A 17,919-nucleotide genomic window follows, 5' to 3' on the forward strand; every position below is an offset into this window, starting at 1 on the left:
ATGAGTAATAAGTGATCTAACACAGATCACATTAAAACCAGTAAGTTAACATTCATTGATCTAGGTTAATTTTTGGTGACGCCTCATAAAGCAATAAGTTGTTACCGCGTCAATTTTTGGCATTTCATGGTTACAAAATTTTCTGTCTTCCCTCTCTTGCGCTTCCTGTAGCGGCTGGATAATTTATCGCTCTCACAATGTGATTTGATGCGTTCTACTTTTGCAGGTGTGCCATGAGTGATCATAACCCGTGCATGACGTGCGGAGCCTGTTGTGCGTATTTTCGAGTCTCTTTCTACTGGGCTGAAGCCAGCGATGGCGGCGGCACCGTTCCGGTTGATCTCACTGAACCCTTAACCCCTTTTCTGCGCTGTATGCGCGGCACCAACCAAAAACAGAGCCGCTGTGTGGCACTGCAAGGTGAGCCTGGGGTATCCACCCGCTGTTCCATTTACGCGGATCGCCCCAGCCCGTGTCGCACTTTCGCGATGTCGGGAAAGGATGGGCAGGTCAATGAGGCATGCAATCGCGCCCGCGCCCGCTATGGATTACCGCCGCTTTACAAAGATATGCTTTTCCATGCAAGCCTTGATGCTGCCACCAGCGTGTTATCCGGTGTACAATTGCCGGCTAATTAACACCTGCAATACTCAAGGAGAGTGCATGTCTATCACGGCGAAGTCTGTCTACCGTGACACGGGAAATTTTTTCCGCAATCAGTTCATTACCTTTTTACTGATCGCGTTGTTGTGCGCCTTTATTACGGTGGTGCTGGGTCATGCGTTCTCACCCAGTGATGAACAGATTGCCACGCTGAGCCAGGGGGAAAATCTTGCAGGCAGCGCAGGGTTGTTTGACCTTGTGCAGAATATGACGCCAGAGCAACAGCAAATCTTGCTGCGCGCATCTGCGGCATCTACCTTCTCGGGCCTGATTGGCAACGCCATTCTGGCGGGTGGCGTGTTGCTGATGATCCAGCTGGTGTCTGCCGGCCAACGCGTCAGCGCGTTACGTGCAATCGGGGCCAGCGCTCCGGTGCTGCCAAAACTGTTTATCCTCATCTTCCTGACCACGCTGCTGGTTCAGATGGGGATAATGTTGGTTGTCGTTCCGGGCGTGCTGCTGGCTATCGTGCTTTCATTCGCGCCAGTAATGATTGTGCAGGACAAAATGGGCATTTTCACCGCCATGCGCAGCAGCATCAGGCTCGCATGGGCCAATATGCGACTGGTCGCCCCGGCCGTTATCAGCTGGCTGCTGGCCAAAACTCTGCTGTTGCTGTTTGCGCCGAATTTTGCGGTGTTAACGCCAAACGTCGGAGCGGTTGTCGCCAATACGCTGAGCAATCTGATTTCAGCCGTGCTGCTGGTCTATTTGTTCCGCCTGTACATGTTAATTCGTCAGTAACTGGGATCGCAGAATGAAGCAGTTTCTTGATTTTTTACCGCTGATCGTATTTTTCGCTTTTTATAAGCTGTACGACATTTATGCCGGCACGCTGGCGCTGATTGTGGCAACGGCTGTGGTGCTGATTTACAGCTGGGTTCGCTATCGCAAAGTTGAAAAGATGGCGCTCATCACCTTCCTGATGGTGGCGGTGTTTGGTGGTCTGACGTTGTTCTTCCACAATGATGAATTTATCAAATGGAAGGTCACGGTGATTTACGGCCTGTTTGCGGGCGCACTCCTCATCAGCCAGTGGGTGATGAAGAAGCCGCTGATCCAGCGCATGCTGGGGAAAGAACTGACCCTGCCGCAGGCTGTGTGGGGGCGTCTGAATATCGCCTGGGCACTATTTTTTATTCTGTGTGGTCTGGCGAATATCTATATCGCATTCTGGCTGCCGCAGAATATCTGGGTCAACTTCAAGGTGTTTGGCCTGACGGCGCTGACTCTTATCTTCACCCTGCTCAGCGGCGTTTATATTTATCGCCACATGCCGCAGGATGACAAGCACTGATCCTTCTGGCCAGATCGCCACGCGGTCTGGCCTCTTTTCCCGCCTTCTCTTTTCTCTACATCCTCCCTGCGAAAATGTCTGAATCATGAAGATTTTATGGAGATTGCTGTCACTTTATTGTAATGAGAATGACTATCATTAATATTCGTCATCGCATTTTTAACAAATGGAAATGAGTTGATGAATAACATAATAAGATTTGCCCCGGCTACACTTACGCTCGCCATTCTTTCAACGTTATACCAGAGCGCACACGCAGCGGAAGATCCTCTCGCCGATGGTGAAACAATGGTTGTTCAGGCCACCGCTGAAGAGGCGCTGAAGCAACAGCCGGGGGTTTCCATCATCACGGCAAAGGACATAGAAAAGGATCCACCGGTTAACGATCTTTCAGAAATTATTCGCAAAATGCCCGGGGTTAACCTCACCGGAAACAGCGCGACAGGCAGCCGCGGTAACAACCGCCAGATCGACATCCGCGGTATGGGGCCGGAGAACACGCTGATTCTGATTGACGGTGTGCCGGTGACGTCACGTAACTCGGTGCGCTACAGCTGGCGCGGGGAGCGCGACACCCGCGGGGATACTAACTGGGTTCCGCCAGAGATGGTTGAGCGCATTGAAGTGCTCCGGGGACCTGCTGCCGCCCGCTATGGTTCGGGGGCGGCCGGCGGCGTCGTCAACATCATTACCAAACGCCCGACCAACGACTGGCACGGCTCGCTCTCCCTGTACACTAACCAGCCTGAAAATGATAAAGAGGGAGCGACGAAACGCGCTAATTTTGATCTGAGCGGCCCCCTTGCGGGCGATGCGTTAACGATGCGCCTGTACGGGAATATCAACAAAACTGACGCAGATGCTCAGGACATCAACACCGCGCAAAACGGCTCTTACGCCGCCGGACGTGAAGGCGTGCGCAACAAGGACATTAATGCCCTGCTCTCCTGGAAACTCACGCCACAGCAGATTATCGATTTCGACTACAGCTACAGCCGCCAGGGCAATATCTACGCGGGTGATACTCAATACAGCAACAGCAACGTCAGCCCTGACGGTCTGGTGTCGTCCCTGTATGGACACGAAACGAACCGAATGTACCGCCAGTCCTATGGCATTACGCACAACGGCATCTGGGACTGGGGTCAGTCTAAGTTCGGTGTTTATTATGAAAAGACCAACAACACCCGCCTGGAAGAAGGCTCTACGGGCAAAGTTGAGGGGATGATCAATAGCGATAAATACGATACCAGCCGGCTGGAGTCATACCGTTCAACGGGTGAACTGAACATTCCTTTCTTCTGGCTGGTCGAACAGACGCTAACCGTGGGTGCAGAATGGAACCGTGATGAACTGAACGATCCGGCCTCAATGCAGGCGACAAATGTGTCGGGAGAAGTGATTAACGGCGTTCCCGGTACGGCTTCTGAGCGCAACAGCAAAAACAGCGCTGACCTCACTGGCATCTATCTTGAGGACAATATTGAAGCGCGCCAGGGCACCAACCTGATCCCAGGGCTCCGCTTTGATTATCACAATCAGTTTGGCAGCAACTGGAGTCCTAGCCTGAACCTCTCTCAGGATTTGGGTGACATGTTCAAGGTTAAAGCGGGTATCGCTCGGGTATTTAAAGCGCCAAACCTGTATCAATCCAGCGAAGGCTATCTGCTTTCCACCCGCGGCAATGGCTGCCCGAACAACGTTTCCGAAGGAAGCTGTTACCTGTTAGGTAATCCGGATCTGGATCCTGAAATCAGCGTGAACAAAGAGATTGGCCTGGCCTTTGCGCTGGAAGGCTACGAGGCTGGCATAACCTGGTTCCGCAACGATTACAAAAACAAGATTGTTTCAGGAACGGACGTGCTGGGCCAGACAAGCAGCGGCGCAAATATCCTTCAGTGGCAGAACGGAGGAAAGGCTGTTGTTGAGGGGCTGGAAGGCAACCTCACCGTCCCGGTTATCCGCGACACGCTAACCTGGCGCACCAATGCGACGTATATGATTCAGTCAGAAAGTAAGGACACCGGCAACCCTCTGTCGATTATCCCAAAATATACCGTCAACACGATGCTCGACTGGCAGGTTAACAGCAAACTTTCAGCGAACCTTAGCTGGACGATGTATGGCCGCCAGAAGCCAAGAGAAAATGCTGAAATCCGCAAAGAGCAGAATGCGATGTCAGATAAAGAGATTGGCGCCTATTCCATCGTTGGGATCGGTAGTAACTATCAACTGACAAAAGATCTCCGCCTGAATGCCGGGATCAGCAACCTCTTTGATAAGCAAATTTACCGAGAAAATGACGGTGCATCGACCTATAACGAACCAGGCCGTGCGTATTACGCAGGCGTGACCCTGTCCTTCTGACCCGCTGGCGCCTGCTCTGCGGGCGCTAACCCTATTCTCTCCAGCCAGAAATCATAGTAGCATCCCGCCTGAAGTCTTCAGTTACGAGTTTAAAAACAATGACAACAAATGACGCCCCACAGGGCGAACTAGTTTTACGCACACTGGCAATGCCTGCGGATACGAATGCCAATGGCGATATTTTTGGCGGCTGGTTGATGTCGCAGATGGATATGGGCGGTGCAATCCTGGCAAAAGAGATTGCACACGGGCGCGTGGTGACAGTCCGGGTCGATGGCATGACCTTTCTGCGCCCTGTCGCGGTGGGGGACGTGGTGTGCTGTTACGCACGCTGCGTAAAACGCGGCAATACGTCTGTCTCCATCAACATTGAAGTATGGGTGAAAAAAGTCTCTTCTGAGCCGATTGGTCAGCGCTATAAGGCGACGGAGGCATTATTCATCTATGTGGCGGTGGATAGCGACGGTAAGCCCCGCCAGCTCCCACGGAGCTGATCCTCAGGTAAAAAAAAGCCTCCTTGCGGAGGCTTCTTTTATTCCATCTGTGCCCCGCCGTTCAGGCGGAAGACAATGTTCACAATCAACCCATTGCCGGGTTTACCGGCTTCATAGCGCCACCTGCGCATGGCCGATTTAACTTCGCGTTCAAACATATTCGCCGGCTGTGCGGACAGGATTTCCACGTTATCGACACGTCCATCGGCCGTAACGTCGAATTTCACCCGTACACGCCCTTCAATACGTAACGCCTGGGCACGTGCCGGGTACTGCGGCTGGTTACGGCTCAGCGCGCGCGGGCCCGCGGGCGCCGTTACCGTCGGTTTTGTCGCGGTCGTGGTGTTATTCATCAGCGGACGTGACGGGGCGGCATTTTCAACCGGCTGCGTGGCGCGTGGCTCAACCGGACGCACTTCGCGTTTCGGACGCTCTTCCACCTTTTTGACCGGCTTGGGTTTTGGCTTCGGCTTAGGTTTCGGCTCCGGCTTATGGATCACTACCGGCGCTTCTTTCGGCGGTTCAGGAACCGGCTCGGGCTCAGGCTCCGGCTCGGGTTCAACAACGGGCTGTGGCGGCGGCGGCGCAACCTGCGGCGGCTCAAGATCCGCAGGCGATACCATGGTCACAGAAATTGGCTGCGCTGGCGCCGGCATTTCAATAACCTGATGAACCGAGGTATAGAGCAGACCCGCCACGACAGCACCGTGAATAACGACGGAAAGCAGCGTCGGCCATGGAAAGCGGCGAGGTAAATCAAGGGTCATCGAAGTCATAATCATCAACGTTAAAAAACCGAACCTCGATTTTAAATGCAAATAGCAATCATATTCAATAAGACACTTTGTCCTGGCGCAATTTAAGCGTACTTGAGGGCAAAAAAGGGGCATCCAGATCAGGGTTTTAACATTGTTATTATCTTTACATTGCAGTCATTTGTGCTTTCACATAACGTAATTGTCACTTTTACCGGTTAAGGAGCTTTGCCGTGCTTTACGTGATTTACGCTGAAGATGTACCTGATTCTCTGGAAAAACGTCTTTCCGTTCGCCCTGCCCATCTGGCGCGTTTACAGTTGCTACAGGATGAAGGTCGGTTGCTGACCGCAGGCCCGATGCCTGCCGTTGACAGCAACGATCCGGGCGCGGCGGGTTTTACCGGCTCCACGGTGATTGCCGAGTTTGAATCTCTGGAAGCCGCACAGGCCTGGGCAGAAGCAGACCCGTACGTCGCAGCCGGCGTGTACGAGAAAGTCACGGTTCGCCCGTATAAAAAAGTGTTCTGAAACGAAAGGCTCCCTCAGGAGCCTTTTCTTCATTCAGTGCAGCGACGCCAGCCTCGCCGCAAATCCGACAAACAGCAGACCTATCAGCCCGTTCCCCAGCTTCGCCAGTTTCTTTTTGGTTTTGAGGTAACGCGTGACAAACGCGCCTGAAAAAATCAGGAAGCTCATGTACATGAAGCTGATCAGCTCAAGCGTTGTGGCGAGGATCAGGAACGACGTGCCGGTATTCTTCGCATTGACATCAATAAACTGCACGAAGAACGACACGTAAAAGAGAATCGCTTTCGGGTTCGTCAGGCTCAGCACCAGCGAACGCTTAAGGATTGCGCTTGCCGGTTCGGCGCTACTTTCGTGCGCATTTTTTTGACGCGTCATAACGGACCAGAGCATTTTTCCGCCCAGCCACAGCAGATAAAACGCGCCCAAATAGCGGACAATATTAAATAATATCGGAGTGGTCTGGATCAACGCGGCGACGCCCGCCCAGGCCAGAAACATCAGCACGGCATCACCAATAAACACACCGGTGGCTGCCAGATAGCCTTTCTTAACGCCGTGGCCAATCCCTGTTTTCAGCACAAACAAGGTGTTCGGTCCTGGAACCAGCACGATAAAAAATGCGCCGACAACATAGGTCCAGAAATTCAGTACACCAAACTCCGCAAACACGTCTTACTCCTTTCGCTCAAAAACAGCGGGGATACCGGTAATTACGGTATCCCCTGAATCAGTTGCGCTATTGTACGCCGTTATAGCCATCAAGATAAGTCGCGGCCAGTTCGTTACCAAATAACAGGGCGTCTTTACTGTCCATGTCCGAAGACCATTTATCCTTCGCGTTGCCTGCGAACAATTCCTGCGACTTCGCATTTTCTTTCAGCTGATCGCGAATGCTTTGCGCGTATTCACTGGCTTCAGCCTGAGTCCGCCCTTCCGCGCGGTCAGCTTTGCCCCGGGCATAAAGCTCGCGGAACTGCGCCACGTTCAGCTGATAATTTTTCTGCACGCTGGAGGTGTAATTGCCGCCAGTAAAGCTGGACTGATGCGACACGAAATAAAACGCGTGCCGTTCGGGTGAGGTTTTGCTACTGGCACAACCGCTTAATATCGCAATCCCAAAGAGTGCTGCCATTACTTTTCCGTTCATCCTTTTTTCCTTTAATAAAAATGTATTCCCCATGCGAAAACATAATCTGCCAATGAGGAAAATGACGAAAGTCCTAAATCTTCCCTGAGCGCATCCAGCGCCAAAAGTACAATAAAAATCCAGAGATAAGGATTCATCTTTTAATATCATGACGTTATGGGAAGTTAGTATATCGCGGAAAGCAGATGGGAAGAGACTGCAAAAATTGATAGCCTGGATGTTTAATGGGCACCTTTACGGTGCCCTTCATGCTTTTCAGATGTCCTGGACCGCGAACAACAGCGCGTTACGGTGTCTGTTCAGGCCACATTTTCTGATGGCGTGGATACGCATATTGCGGCGGGATTGTGCTTCCAGCCAACGAGCCTTACGACGACTCACCTGTCGCAACATGCGCCAGCGCCCAACTTCAGTTCTACTGCGCTTCATGTCTACAACTCTTTCTCTAACAGAGATGCCATTATATGCCTAAGCAGGCGGCAAACCAGCGCTTTTATCTGCCGTTTTTATTTGCCAGATGAATCCTGATGCGTAAACTCATAACAATACGCTTTCAAAAGGATTTTTTATTTATGACAACCTTCTACACCGTGGTGAGTTGGCTGGTCATTTTAGGATACTGGCTGTTAATTGCCGGGGTGACGTTGCGCATTCTGATGAAACGCAGAGCGGTACCTTCCGCCATGGCCTGGCTTCTGATTATCTACATTCTGCCGCTGGTGGGCATCATCGCCTATCTCTCTTTCGGTGAACTTCATCTGGGTAAACGCCGCGCCGAACGCGCCCGCGCCATGTGGCCCTCCACGGCGAAATGGCTTGCCGACCTTAAAGCCTGCAAGCATATCTTCGCTGAAGAGAACAGTAGCGTGGCCGCATCTCTGTTCAAGCTGTGCGAACGCCGCCAGGGGATTGCTGGGGTAAAAGGCAATCAGCTGCAACTGATGACCTCTTCTGATGATGTGATGCAGGCGCTGATCCGTGATATCCAGCTCGCCCGGCATAATATCGAGATGGTGTTTTATATCTGGCAGCCGGGCGGCATGGCGGACCAGGTCGCCGAATCGCTAATGGCCGCTGCACGTCGCGGTATCCACTGCCGCCTGATGCTGGACTCCGCCGGCAGCGTGGCCTTTTTCCGTAGCCCGTGGGCAGGCATGATGCGCAACGCCGGTATCGAGGTGGTCGAGGCGCTGAAAGTGAATCTTTTCCGCGTCTTTCTGCGCCGCATGGATCTCCGCCAGCACCGGAAAATGGTTCTGATCGATAACTACATCGCCTACACCGGCAGCATGAACATGGTTGACCCCCGCTTCTTCAAGCAGGATTCCGGCGTGGGGCAATGGATCGATCTGATGGCGCGGATGGAGGGACCGATTGCGACCTCAATGGGCATCGTCTACTCCTGCGACTGGGAAATTGAAACCGGGAAACGCATTCTTCCCCCGCCGCCGGATGGCAATATCATGCCGTTTGAGGAAGCCAGCGGGCACACTATCCACACTATCGCCTCCGGTCCTGGCTTCCCGGAAGATCTGATCCATCAGGCACTGCTGACCGCCGCGTACTCCGCGCGGGAATATCTGATCATGACCACGCCCTATTTCGTTCCCAGCGACGACCTTCTGCATGCCATCTGTACAGCGGCACAGCGCGGAGTGGATGTGAGCATTATTATGCCGCGCAAGAACGATTCGCTGCTGGTGGGATGGGCAAGCCGCGCGTTCTTTAGTGAGCTGCTGGCCGCAGGCGTTAAAATTTATCAGTTCGAAGGCGGCCTGTTACACACCAAGAGCGTGCTGGTGGACGGAGAGCTGAGCCTGGTGGGTACCGTCAACCTCGATATGCGCAGTCTGTGGCTGAATTTTGAAATTACGCTGGTCATTGATGACGCCGGGTTCGGTGGCGATCTGGCGGCGGTTCAGGACGATTATATCTCCCGCTCACGCCTGCTGGACGCCAGACTGTGGGCGAAACGTCCGCTGTGGCAGCGAATTGCCGAACGACTGTTTTACTTCTTTAGTCCGTTGCTGTAAAACGTGCCCAACGATGTTTAACAGGTAGTCATCATGGAAATGGATCTGAACAATCGCCTGACCGAAGACGAAACGCTCGAACAGGCCTACGATATTTTTCTCGAGCTGGCGGTCGATAATCTCGACCCTGCTGACGTCATTCTTTTCAACCTACAATTTGAAGAGCGTGGCGGTGCTGAGCTGTTCGATCCGGCTGAAGACTGGGCCGAACATGTCGATTTTGATCTCAACCCGGACTTCTTCGCCGAGGTGGTGATTGGCCTTGCAGATGAAGACGGCGGAGAAATTAACGACATCTTTGCCCGCGTCCTGCTGTGCCGCGAGAAAGATCACAAACTGTGCCATATCCTCTGGCGCGAATAATAAAAAAGGCTGCCCGCGCAGCCTTTTTATTTAATCCGGTAAGGCATTTCCACAGCGGTGACAAAACCGCGCGCCGGGTTCATGATTCCCCTGCTGACAATTCGGACATTTGCGTTGCTGCTTACTGTTCTGGAAGGCGCTGCTCATATGGGTGGTAATTAACCCCGTCGGAATCGCTATCACCGAATAGCCGATCAGGATAAGAACCGATGCCACAATACGTCCGAGCGGCGTATGCGGGGTAATATCGCCATAGCCCACGGTGGTCACCGTGACGATAGCCCAGTAAACAGACGCATTAAGCGTGGTAAACCCGTATTTCGGCCCTTCGATTAAATACATAAGGGAGCCAAAAACGATCATCACGATAGCAATAAACGAATAGAAGAGAATCAGCTGGTGGCGGGCGCTGACAATGGCAACCCAAAAAACCCGCAGCGACGGCATAAAGCGCAGCAGTTTGAGAATCCGTAACACACGAATCGCCCGCATTGCACGCCAGGCAAACACATAATTCAGGCTGATCTCAGGCCACAGCCACATGACATACAGCGGCAGGATGGTGGCTAAATCAATAAATCCCCAGAAGCTGAAAACGTATTTCGCCGGATTTGGCCAGCTAATGACCCTCAGCACATATTCCGCAGTAAACACCAGCGTGACAATCAATTCCAGCCAGACGAAAACGTGCCACTCCTCATACGTCATGTGGTACTGCGTTCCGGCGCCGGATTCGATAAAGATAATAATGACGCTAATCAGCGCAAATAAACCACACAGACCTTCGAAGCGGCGACCGGAAACCGTTTCAGGATCAAATAAAAGGTGATACAGCCGCTGACGGGCCGACGTGAATAATCGCGACACATTAACCTCGAAAAATAAGGGCTGACATCATGTCAGCCCTTGCGATTATAACGGGTCTACTTTCAGGCAGGAAACCGCATGTCGGAAACTGCCCTCCAGAACCGGCCGTGTTTTTGCACATTCCGGCCCGGCTATTGGGCATCGAGTACGGAATACGCAGCCTGAAGGCGGGTTGATTGGCGAAGGCAGTTCACCTTCCAGAAGCTGAATGGTTTTATTTTTTTCCAGATCGGGGTCCGGAACGGGAACCGCAGACATCAGCGCTTTGGTATAAGGGTGCAGAGGATTGTGGTACACCTCATCATACGTGCCCAGCTCTACGGCGTGGCCCAGATACATGACCAGCACACGGTCCGAAATGTGTTTTACCACCGCCAGATCGTGGGCGATGAAGATCAGCGACAGCCCCATTTCCCGTTGCAGTTTCTGTAGCAGGTTAACCACCTGGGCCTGGATGGAAACGTCCAGCGCCGAAACTGGCTCATCACAGATAATCAGTTTTGGTTCAAGGATCAACGCGCGTGCGATACCGATACGCTGGCACTGACCGCCGGAAAACTCGTGTGGGTAGCGGTTGATGAGGTTAGGCAGCAGACCCACCTTGAGCATCATCGCTTTCACCCGATCGCGAATTTCCTGGCGCGGCATCTTCGGATGATAGGTGCGCAGCGGCTCGGCAATGATTTCGCCAATGGTCATACGCGGGTTCAGGGACGCAAGTGGATCCTGGAAAATCATCTGGATGTCGCTGCGCACGTCGCGCCATTCATCCGGCTTCATCCCCAGCAGATCTTTGCCAAGCCAGGCCACTTTCCCGTCGGTGGCCTTCACCAGGCCGATGATCGCACGCGCAAACGTCGATTTGCCGCAGCCTGATTCGCCTACCACGCCCAGGGTCTCGCCTTCGTACAGGCGTAGCGTGACGCCATCCACCGCTTTCAGGGTTTTGGCAGGCTGCCAGAACCACTGTTTACCGTCTTTGATATCGAAATGGACCTTCAGGTCAGCAATTTCGAGGAGCACATTTCTTTTTTCGTCGATCGCGTTCATACCAGCTCCTCCAGCGGCTTAAAGCAGGCGCGCAGACGGCCTGGGGCAAACGCTTCCAGCGGCGGTGCGCTGTTACAGATTTCCATCGCATGCGGACAACGCGGCTGGAACGGGCAGCCTTTTGGCAGACGCAGCAGGTTTGGCGGGTTGCCCGGGATAGTCAGCAGCGACTCCCCTTCCGCATCAAGACGCGGAACGGCATTCAGCAGCCCGATAGAGTACGGATGGGCTGGCTGGTAGAACACATCGCGAGCATTACCGTATTCCATCGTGCGGCCTGCATACATGACTAACACTTTATCGCAGATCCCGGCAACGACGCCTAAATCGTGGGTGATCATAATGATGGCGGTGTTGAACTCGCGCTTCAGCTCGTTCAGCAACGTCATGATCTGCGCCTGAACGGTCACGTCCAGGGCGGTGGTTGGTTCATCAGCGATCAGCAGTTTTGGCCGGCAAAGCAATGCCATCGCGATCATGACGCGCTGGCGCATACCGCCGGAGAATTCGTGCGGATACATGCGCATGCGCTTGCGTGCCTCAGGCATTTTCACCGCATCCAGCATTTTGACGGACTCTTCAAACGCTTCGGCTTTGCCCAGCCCCTTGTGGAGCATCAGCACTTCCATCAGCTGTTCGCCCACCCGCATATAGGGGTTCAGGGACGTCATCGGATCCTGGAAAATCATTGAAATCTGCTCGGCGCGCAGCTTGTTCAGCTCATGTTCCGGCAAATTCAGGATCTCTTTCCCGTTAAACGTCGCCGAACCGCCGATCACGCCGTTTGACGCCAGCAGGCCCATCAGCGCGAATGCGGTCTGGGATTTACCGGAACCGGATTCGCCCACAATGCCCAGCGTTTCACCGGCACGCAGGTCGAAGTTGAGATCGTTAACGGCAGTAACATCACCGTCGGGGGTTTTAAACGTCACGCGGAGGTCTTTAACGTCCAGCAGTGCGCTGGTCCGCTGTTGCGCCTGTGGCGCGGTTGCCGTTTCAATAATGGTCATGACGGCGCTCCTTAACGGTCTTTCGGGTCGAGGGCATCACGCAGGCCATCGCCGATAAAGTTGAAACAGAACAGGGTGACGACCAGGAAGCCCGCCGGATACAGCAGTAACCACGGTGACACTTCCATGGAGTTTGCGCCATCACTTAACAGAGCGCCCCAGCTACTCAACGGCTCCTGCGTACCTAATCCCAGGAAGCTCAGGAAAGATTCAAACAGGATCATACTTGGCACCAGCAGAGAGGCGTATACCACCACCACGCCCAGCACGTTAGGAACGATATGACGCACCACAATATTGGCGGTAGAAACGCCGCCAACCTGTGCGGCTTCGATAAACTCCTTACGTTTGAGGCTCAGCGTCTGGCCGCGCACAATACGCGCCATATCCAGCCAGGACACCATCCCGATCGCCACGAAGATCAGCAGGATATTTTGACCAAAGAAGGTCACCAGCAGAATGACGAAGAACATGAACGGGAAGGAGTTCAGGATTTCTAGCAGACGCATCATCACGGAGTCCACTTTCCCGCCGAGGTAACCGGAAAGCGAGCCGTAAAGCGTGCCGACAATCACCGCCACCAGCGCCGCCGCGATGCCAACCATCAGGGAGATACGGCCGCCAATCGCCACACGCACCAGCAAATCACGCCCGGAGGAGTCGGTGCCGAAATAATGCCCGGATTCCATATCCGGCGCGCTGGACATCATGCCCCAGTCCGTATCGAAATAGGTGAACTGAGAGAGCATTGGTGCCAGGGTTACGAACAGCGCGATAAGCACCAGCACGACCAGGCTGGCAACGGCGGCACGGTTATGCATAAAACGACGGCGGGCGTCCTGCCAAAGGCTACGACCTTCGACCTCCAGCTTTTCACTGAAGTTTTCCAGCGCCTCGCTGTTTTTCTTACTCAACATCATGGCGTGCTCCAGTTAGTAACGGATTTTCGGGTCGATAACGGCATACAGCACATCGACAACGGCATTAAACAGAATGGTCAGCGCGCCCACGAGGATCGTCAGGCTCAGCACCAGCGAATAGTCACGGTTAAGCGCCCCGTTAACAAACAGCTGCCCGATGCCCGGCAGACCATAAATGGTTTCAATCACCATTGAACCCGTGATAATGCCGACGAAAGCCGGACCCATATAGGAGAGTACCGGTAACAGTGCAGGCTTGAGGGCATGACGGAAAATAATCCGGCGCATCGGCAGCCCTTTCGCACGGGCGGTACGGATGAAGTTCGAGTGCAGGACTTCAATCATTGAACCGCGGGTAATACGGGCGATGCTGGCGATGTAGGCCAGAGATAATGCCACCATCGGCAATATCATGAACTTCAGCGCCCCGCCGTTCCAGCCGCCCCCGGGAAGCCATTTCAGGGTTATGGCGAATATCATGACCAGCAACGGCGCGACAACGAAGCTGGGGATAACCACCCCGGTCATTGCGACCCCCATTACGGCGTAATCCCATCGGGTATTTTGTTTTAGCGCAGCGATAACGCCCGCAGTGACACCGAGAACAACGGCCAGGATAAATGCAGCAGCCCCTAATTTAGCCGATACCGGGAAGCTGGACGCCACCAGGTCGTTAACGGAATAGTCTTTATATTTAAATGACGGACCAAAATCACCGTGTGCAAGCTGCTTCAGATAGTTGAAGTACTGCGTGGTGATAGGATCGTTTAAATGGTATTTCGCTTCGATGTTGGCCATAACTTCTGGCGGAAGCGTGCGTTCACCGGTAAAAGGACTGCCCGGTGCAAGACGCATCATGAAGAAGGAAATTGTAATTAGAATAAATAACGTTGGAATCGCTTCAAGACAGCGACGCAGGATAAATTTCAACATTGCCCGTACCTTCTGGCGTGTGCCTGATGAATGTTACAAAATAGACACAGTGGGGCAAGCTCGCTCGCCCCACGTATTGCCATTAATGCTTGATAATATAAAGATTCTTAACGGAAATATTATCCAACGGGTCTTTACCGGTATAACCCCCTACCCATGGTTTCACCAGGCGGGCGTTAACGTAGTAGTAAACCGGAACGATCGCAGAGTCTTTATCGAGCTGTTGTTCTGATTTTGCGTACAGATCGGCGCGCTGGGCGTCATCTGCCACCTTCAGGGTTTCGCCAATCAGCTTATCAAACGCCGGGCTCTTATAGTGTGCGGTGTTGTTCGAACTGTCGCTCAGCATGGTGTTCAGGAATGAGGTCGGTTCGTTATAGTCCGCACACCATCCTGCACGTGCCACGTCAAAGGTTCCCTGGTGGCGCGTATCGAGGAAGGTTTTCCATTCCTGGTTTTCCAGCTTCACGTTCACGCCGAGGTTTTTCTTCCAGATTGACGCGACGGCAATAGCCAGTTTTTTATGCAGATCGGAGGTGTTGTACAGCAGGCTAAAGGTCAGCGGCTTGTCGGCGGTATAGCCAGCTTCAGCCAGCAGTTTTTTCGCTTCTTCGTTACGTTTTTCCTGGGACCATTTGAACCATTCAGGTTCAACCAGCTTCATACCGTCGGTGTAAGGCGGGGTGTAGCTGTAAGCCGGCAGGTCGCCCTGATTCTTCACTTTATTCACGATAATGTCGCGATCCAGAGCCAGCTTCAGTGCGGTACGAACACGTACGTCGGTGAACGGTGCTTTCTGGTTGTTAATTTCGTAATAGTAGGTGCACAGATACGGATCGACGTGAACTTCTTTAGGGATCTCTTTTTTCAGCTTCTGGAACAGTTCAATCGGCATATTGTTATAGGTCATGTCGATTTCACCGCTGCGGTAGCGGTTTACGTCCGTCACTTCAGAAGAGATTGGCAGGTAGGTGACCTGATTGATAACGGTCTTCGCATTATCCCAATACTGCGGGTTGCGCTCCAGCACCATACGTTCGTTAACGACCCAGTCCTTCAGCTTATATGCACCGTTGGTCACAATATTCGCAGGCTGCGTCCATTTTTCACCAAATTTTTCTACTGCGGATTTTGGTACCGGGGAGACGGACGGGTGAACCAGCAGCTTATAGAAGTACGGAACAGGTTCGCTCAACGTCACTTCAAAGGTGTTGGCATCGATGGCTTTTACGCCCAGGTCGGTAACTGGCTTTTTACCCGTGATGATGTCATCGATATTGGCAATATGGCCATACTGGAGGTAACTCGCATACGGGGAGGCGGTATTCGGATCCGCCAGACGCTGCCAGCTATAGACGAAATCTTCGGCGGTAACCGGCGTACCGTCGGACCATTTCGCATCTTTACGCAGATGGAAGGTCCAGACTTTAAAATCTTTGTTGTCCCATTTTTCCGCCACGCCCGGAGCCGGGTGGCCGTCTACGTCAGTCACCAGCAGACCTTCAAACAGATCGCGGTTAACGTTAGACTCTGGAACACCTTCAATTTTGTGCGGATCAAGAGACTGCACTTCCGCACCGTTATTACGTACCAGCGTTTGCTTCTCAGCCAGCTGAACACCAGCAGGAACGTCCGCAGCCATTGCAGCGTTGCCCGCGATTAGCGCAGTTAAAATCCCCGCCGCTACCAGACTTTTTTTTGTGATGATGGACATTGTGTTGATACTCCACTCATTATAATGACCGGCCTTCGCCAGTTGTGTAATCCCCTGTTGGGGCCTGTACAGCGCAGGAGTTTTTTTTGCTACTGTCAGGTTCTTTTTTTACTTCTTGCTATCACCGACTTCATTATTACTGACCGCTCGTACGGCGGTCTTGCGTCGATTCTTTACACCTCTCCCCTGTCAGAGAGATGCGTTGGATATCTTATGTGAGGGCTATATGAAAATAGTTCTCATCAACTTGTTTAATGCTGCAAAATATAAGGCCGGAAAGTACCAAATGGTGCCAACTCTCGCCAATACATTTTGCAAATTTGTTAAGCATTTCTCTTTTACGATGGCTGGCATAACTGTGGTGCCAACCCTGGCTTACGCCGAAATCAACAAAAAGAGAAGTAATTCATACAGATAAGAAATTTTGTTGCTACAAACGCGACGACAAAGCTTGGCTGAACGATTTTTCACGATAATTTAACAATTGATTATTATTTAGCACATTCGTCTGAGCCAGCGTCGAAATTACTAATAACATTTCGGTTATCTGTCAGCAAGCCCCAGAGTATCATGTGAGTAAAATAACAGAGGGTTTGAGGGATTTATGCGCGGCAAGGGGAAATGAAAATAAACAACCCCTTGAAAAACAACAGAAGAGGATTATTAGTAGAACTTATTATGACTGGCGCCTATTTCAACTTTATTTATATGATTTGCAGATAATCACGTAAAAAAAACGGAGCCGCTGGCTCCGCTCTTTCAAATGAAAGTCAGTGTACTAACCCGGGGAATATACTTTTAATACCGGTAACGATAAATTCGATGCCCAACGCCATTAACAACAGACCCATGATACGGGTAATCACGTTGATGCCCGTTTGTCCCAGCAAGCGAACCAGCCATGGCGCCATACGAAATACACCCCAGCAGCACAGCGCGAACAGCGCAATAGCGACGGAAAAGCCAATCAGGTGCATCAGGCTGTGGTAGCGCGTTCCCCAGACAATAGTGGAACTGATCGCCCCCGGGCCCGCCATCAGCGGCAGTGCCAGTGGCACGACCCCGATGCTCTCGCGGATAGCTGTCTCTGATTTTTCCTGCTTGTTCTGTTTATCCTCCCCCAGCTTGCCGCTGATCATCGACATGGCAATCGTCACCACCAGGATCCCGCCTGCTATACGGAACGAATCAATCGAGATGCCGAAGACCTGAAGAATGGCGTCCCCGAGATAAAGAGACGTAAGTAGGATGATCGCCACCGACAGGTTTGCCGTCAGGTTGGTTTTATTTCGTGCCGCAGCCGTCTGATAGCTGGTCATACTAATGAAGACAGGGATGATCCCTACCGGGTTAACCAGAGCAAACAAGCCGATAAAAAACTTGAAATATGTAGGGAAATCAAAGAGCGTTTGAATCACATTAAGCTCCGCAATTGAGCATGGCCAGGGAGAAACTGCGTGTCATGATAAATCCGCGCTGAAGATACGCTTTTTAGCCGCATACTTCACCAGAAATCTGTTCTTAAACGTTATCAATTCATGATGTTAAACATTTGTGTAATCAATGATATCGCTGCTTCCAATAGTTACTTAATTATTTAACAGTAGAATAATTAGCACAAAATAACCCTGCTGAAAGGTATCAGCTTAGGACAAAATTGATCTCGATCATAATTTTCGTACTCAGAAGTGAGTAATCTTGGTTACGCCGCCAGGGAGATCACCTATCAAAAAGGTATGATGCTAAGGTAAGGCTCTTTTAGTAAATTAGTGAGCT

The 17,919-nt window shown here is 52.2% G+C and carries 19 protein-coding genes and 1 pseudogene; 8 read left to right on the plus strand and 12 right to left on the minus strand.

The window, feature by feature from the left end; translation table 11 throughout:
* The first annotated feature begins 233 nt into the window (after window positions 1-233).
* The 5 genes from ACOTX5_RS05430 to yciA all read left to right on the plus strand — a co-directional run bounded on the left by ACOTX5_RS05430 (window position 234) and on the right by yciA (window position 4,821).
* On the plus strand, window positions 234-638 hold the full coding sequence (locus ACOTX5_RS05430) for a YkgJ family cysteine cluster protein (protein WP_045911824.1): 405 nt from the start codon (window positions 234-236) through the stop codon (window positions 636-638).
* A gap of 25 nt (window positions 639-663) precedes the next feature.
* Window positions 664-1,407 (plus strand): YciC family protein, encoded by a 744-nt coding sequence (locus ACOTX5_RS05435; RefSeq protein ID WP_032653823.1) that lies wholly within the window; start codon window positions 664-666, stop codon window positions 1,405-1,407.
* A gap of 13 nt (window positions 1,408-1,420) precedes the next feature.
* Window positions 1,421-1,960 carry a septation protein A gene (locus ACOTX5_RS05440; RefSeq protein WP_003856762.1) on the plus strand — a complete coding sequence of 180 codons (540 nt, stop codon included), beginning with the start codon at window positions 1,421-1,423 and terminating at the stop codon, window positions 1,958-1,960.
* Between the two features lie 180 nt (window positions 1,961-2,140).
* Window positions 2,141-4,327: a TonB-dependent siderophore receptor gene (locus tag ACOTX5_RS05445; RefSeq protein ID WP_032669681.1), complete on the plus strand. Its 2,187-nt coding sequence runs from the start codon at window positions 2,141-2,143 to the stop codon at window positions 4,325-4,327.
* 98 nt (window positions 4,328-4,425) lie between these two features.
* A complete protein-coding gene (gene yciA, locus ACOTX5_RS05450) occupies window positions 4,426-4,821 on the plus strand; it encodes an acyl-CoA thioester hydrolase YciA (RefSeq protein WP_003856759.1) in 396 nt (131 codons plus the stop codon).
* 38 nt (window positions 4,822-4,859) lie between these two features.
* On the opposite strand, the gene tonB is transcribed toward yciA, so the two are convergent.
* Complete coding sequence (tonB, locus tag ACOTX5_RS05455; RefSeq protein WP_017384230.1) at window positions 4,860-5,588, minus strand: TonB system transport protein TonB; 729 nt, start codon at window positions 5,586-5,588, stop codon at window positions 4,860-4,862.
* A gap of 221 nt (window positions 5,589-5,809) precedes the next feature.
* Between tonB and ACOTX5_RS05460 the strand changes: the two genes are divergently transcribed.
* On the plus strand, window positions 5,810-6,106 hold the full coding sequence (locus ACOTX5_RS05460) for a YciI family protein (RefSeq protein ID WP_003856755.1): 297 nt from the start codon (window positions 5,810-5,812) through the stop codon (window positions 6,104-6,106).
* Window positions 6,107-6,139: 33 nt separating this feature from the next.
* On the opposite strand, the gene leuE is transcribed toward ACOTX5_RS05460, so the two are convergent.
* The 4 genes from leuE to ACOTX5_RS05480 form a co-directional block, all read right to left on the minus strand.
* The gene (gene leuE, locus ACOTX5_RS05465; protein ID WP_045911825.1) at window positions 6,140-6,775 is read right to left on the minus strand and encodes a leucine efflux protein LeuE; all 636 of its coding nucleotides are present in this window, start codon (window positions 6,773-6,775) and stop codon (window positions 6,140-6,142) included.
* Window positions 6,776-6,842: 67 nt separating this feature from the next.
* Window positions 6,843-7,253 (minus strand): Exc2 family lipoprotein, encoded by a 411-nt coding sequence (locus ACOTX5_RS05470; protein WP_032609416.1) that lies wholly within the window; start codon window positions 7,251-7,253, stop codon window positions 6,843-6,845.
* Between the two features lie 11 nt (window positions 7,254-7,264).
* Entirely contained in the window at window positions 7,265-7,390 is a 126-nt protein-coding gene (locus tag ACOTX5_RS05475) for a KPN_01571 family protein (protein WP_208971014.1), read from the minus strand.
* A gap of 118 nt (window positions 7,391-7,508) precedes the next feature.
* Complete coding sequence (locus tag ACOTX5_RS05480; protein ID WP_017384232.1) at window positions 7,509-7,682, minus strand: YciY family protein; 174 nt, start codon at window positions 7,680-7,682, stop codon at window positions 7,509-7,511.
* Between the two features lie 143 nt (window positions 7,683-7,825).
* Between ACOTX5_RS05480 and cls the strand changes: the two genes are divergently transcribed.
* Window positions 7,826-9,286 carry a cardiolipin synthase gene (gene cls / locus ACOTX5_RS05485; RefSeq protein WP_003856750.1) on the plus strand — a complete coding sequence of 487 codons (1,461 nt, stop codon included), beginning with the start codon at window positions 7,826-7,828 and terminating at the stop codon, window positions 9,284-9,286.
* A 33-nt stretch (window positions 9,287-9,319) separates the two neighbouring features.
* The gene (locus ACOTX5_RS05490) at window positions 9,320-9,649 is read left to right on the plus strand and encodes an HI1450 family dsDNA-mimic protein (RefSeq protein ID WP_003856748.1); all 330 of its coding nucleotides are present in this window, start codon (window positions 9,320-9,322) and stop codon (window positions 9,647-9,649) included.
* 30 nt (window positions 9,650-9,679) lie between these two features.
* Here the strand turns inward: ACOTX5_RS05490 and ACOTX5_RS05495 are convergent.
* From ACOTX5_RS05495 to ACOTX5_RS05525, 7 genes and pseudogenes are all read right to left on the minus strand, one after another.
* Window positions 9,680-10,547: pseudogene (locus ACOTX5_RS05495) on the minus strand (ion transporter).
* Between the two features lie 14 nt (window positions 10,548-10,561).
* Window positions 10,562-11,566, minus strand: a complete 1,005-nt coding sequence (oppF, locus tag ACOTX5_RS05500; protein ID WP_017384233.1) for a murein tripeptide/oligopeptide ABC transporter ATP-binding protein OppF — start codon at window positions 11,564-11,566, stop codon at window positions 10,562-10,564.
* Complete coding sequence (locus ACOTX5_RS05505) at window positions 11,563-12,576, minus strand: ABC transporter ATP-binding protein (RefSeq protein ID WP_017384234.1); 1,014 nt, start codon at window positions 12,574-12,576, stop codon at window positions 11,563-11,565. The genes oppF and ACOTX5_RS05505 overlap by 4 nt, the downstream gene beginning before the upstream one ends.
* Before the next feature lie 11 nt (window positions 12,577-12,587).
* The gene (gene oppC, locus ACOTX5_RS05510; RefSeq protein WP_003856740.1) at window positions 12,588-13,496 is read right to left on the minus strand and encodes an oligopeptide ABC transporter permease OppC; all 909 of its coding nucleotides are present in this window, start codon (window positions 13,494-13,496) and stop codon (window positions 12,588-12,590) included.
* Between the two features lie 12 nt (window positions 13,497-13,508).
* The gene (gene oppB, locus ACOTX5_RS05515) at window positions 13,509-14,429 is read right to left on the minus strand and encodes an oligopeptide ABC transporter permease OppB (protein ID WP_003856738.1); all 921 of its coding nucleotides are present in this window, start codon (window positions 14,427-14,429) and stop codon (window positions 13,509-13,511) included.
* 82 nt (window positions 14,430-14,511) lie between these two features.
* A complete protein-coding gene (oppA, locus tag ACOTX5_RS05520) occupies window positions 14,512-16,143 on the minus strand; it encodes an oligopeptide ABC transporter substrate-binding protein OppA (protein ID WP_003856736.1) in 1,632 nt (543 codons plus the stop codon).
* 770 nt (window positions 16,144-16,913) lie between these two features.
* On the minus strand, window positions 16,914-17,561 hold the full coding sequence (locus ACOTX5_RS05525) for a YchE family NAAT transporter (RefSeq protein ID WP_017384236.1): 648 nt from the start codon (window positions 17,559-17,561) through the stop codon (window positions 16,914-16,916).
* Window positions 17,562-17,919: the final 358 nt, after the last annotated feature.

The sequence above is a fragment of the Enterobacter cloacae complex sp. IR5441 genome, from assembly GCF_049238215.1.
In the GTDB taxonomy this organism is placed as follows: domain Bacteria; phylum Pseudomonadota; class Gammaproteobacteria; order Enterobacterales; family Enterobacteriaceae; genus Enterobacter; species Enterobacter hormaechei_C.

What these genes read in the sequence shown, in the direction of transcription:
- ACOTX5_RS05430 (WP_045911824.1), top strand. Translation starts at nt 234, where the DNA reads ATGAGTGATCATAACCCGTGCATGACGTGCGGAGCCTGTTGTGCGTAT.
- ACOTX5_RS05435 (WP_032653823.1), top strand. Translation starts at nt 664, where the DNA reads ATGTCTATCACGGCGAAGTCTGTCTACCGTGACACGGGAAATTTTTTC.
- ACOTX5_RS05440 (WP_003856762.1), top strand. Translation starts at nt 1,421, where the DNA reads ATGAAGCAGTTTCTTGATTTTTTACCGCTGATCGTATTTTTCGCTTTT.
- ACOTX5_RS05445 (WP_032669681.1), top strand. Translation starts at nt 2,141, where the DNA reads ATGAATAACATAATAAGATTTGCCCCGGCTACACTTACGCTCGCCATT.
- yciA (WP_003856759.1), top strand. Translation starts at nt 4,426, where the DNA reads ATGACAACAAATGACGCCCCACAGGGCGAACTAGTTTTACGCACACTG.
- tonB (WP_017384230.1), bottom strand. Translation starts at nt 5,588, where the DNA reads ATGACCCTTGATTTACCTCGCCGCTTTCCATGGCCGACGCTGCTTTCC.
- ACOTX5_RS05470 (WP_032609416.1), bottom strand. Translation starts at nt 7,253, where the DNA reads ATGAACGGAAAAGTAATGGCAGCACTCTTTGGGATTGCGATATTAAGC.
- ACOTX5_RS05475 (WP_208971014.1), bottom strand. Translation starts at nt 7,390, where the DNA reads ATGAATCCTTATCTCTGGATTTTTATTGTACTTTTGGCGCTGGATGCG.
- ACOTX5_RS05480 (WP_017384232.1), bottom strand. Translation starts at nt 7,682, where the DNA reads ATGAAGCGCAGTAGAACTGAAGTTGGGCGCTGGCGCATGTTGCGACAG.
- cls (WP_003856750.1), top strand. Translation starts at nt 7,826, where the DNA reads ATGACAACCTTCTACACCGTGGTGAGTTGGCTGGTCATTTTAGGATAC.
- ACOTX5_RS05490 (WP_003856748.1), top strand. Translation starts at nt 9,320, where the DNA reads ATGGAAATGGATCTGAACAATCGCCTGACCGAAGACGAAACGCTCGAA.
- oppF (WP_017384233.1), bottom strand. Translation starts at nt 11,566, where the DNA reads ATGAACGCGATCGACGAAAAAAGAAATGTGCTCCTCGAAATTGCTGAC.
- ACOTX5_RS05505 (WP_017384234.1), bottom strand. Translation starts at nt 12,576, where the DNA reads ATGACCATTATTGAAACGGCAACCGCGCCACAGGCGCAACAGCGGACC.
- oppC (WP_003856740.1), bottom strand. Translation starts at nt 13,496, where the DNA reads ATGATGTTGAGTAAGAAAAACAGCGAGGCGCTGGAAAACTTCAGTGAA.
- oppB (WP_003856738.1), bottom strand. Translation starts at nt 14,429, where the DNA reads ATGTTGAAATTTATCCTGCGTCGCTGTCTTGAAGCGATTCCAACGTTA.
- oppA (WP_003856736.1), bottom strand. Translation starts at nt 16,143, where the DNA reads ATGTCCATCATCACAAAAAAAAGTCTGGTAGCGGCGGGGATTTTAACT.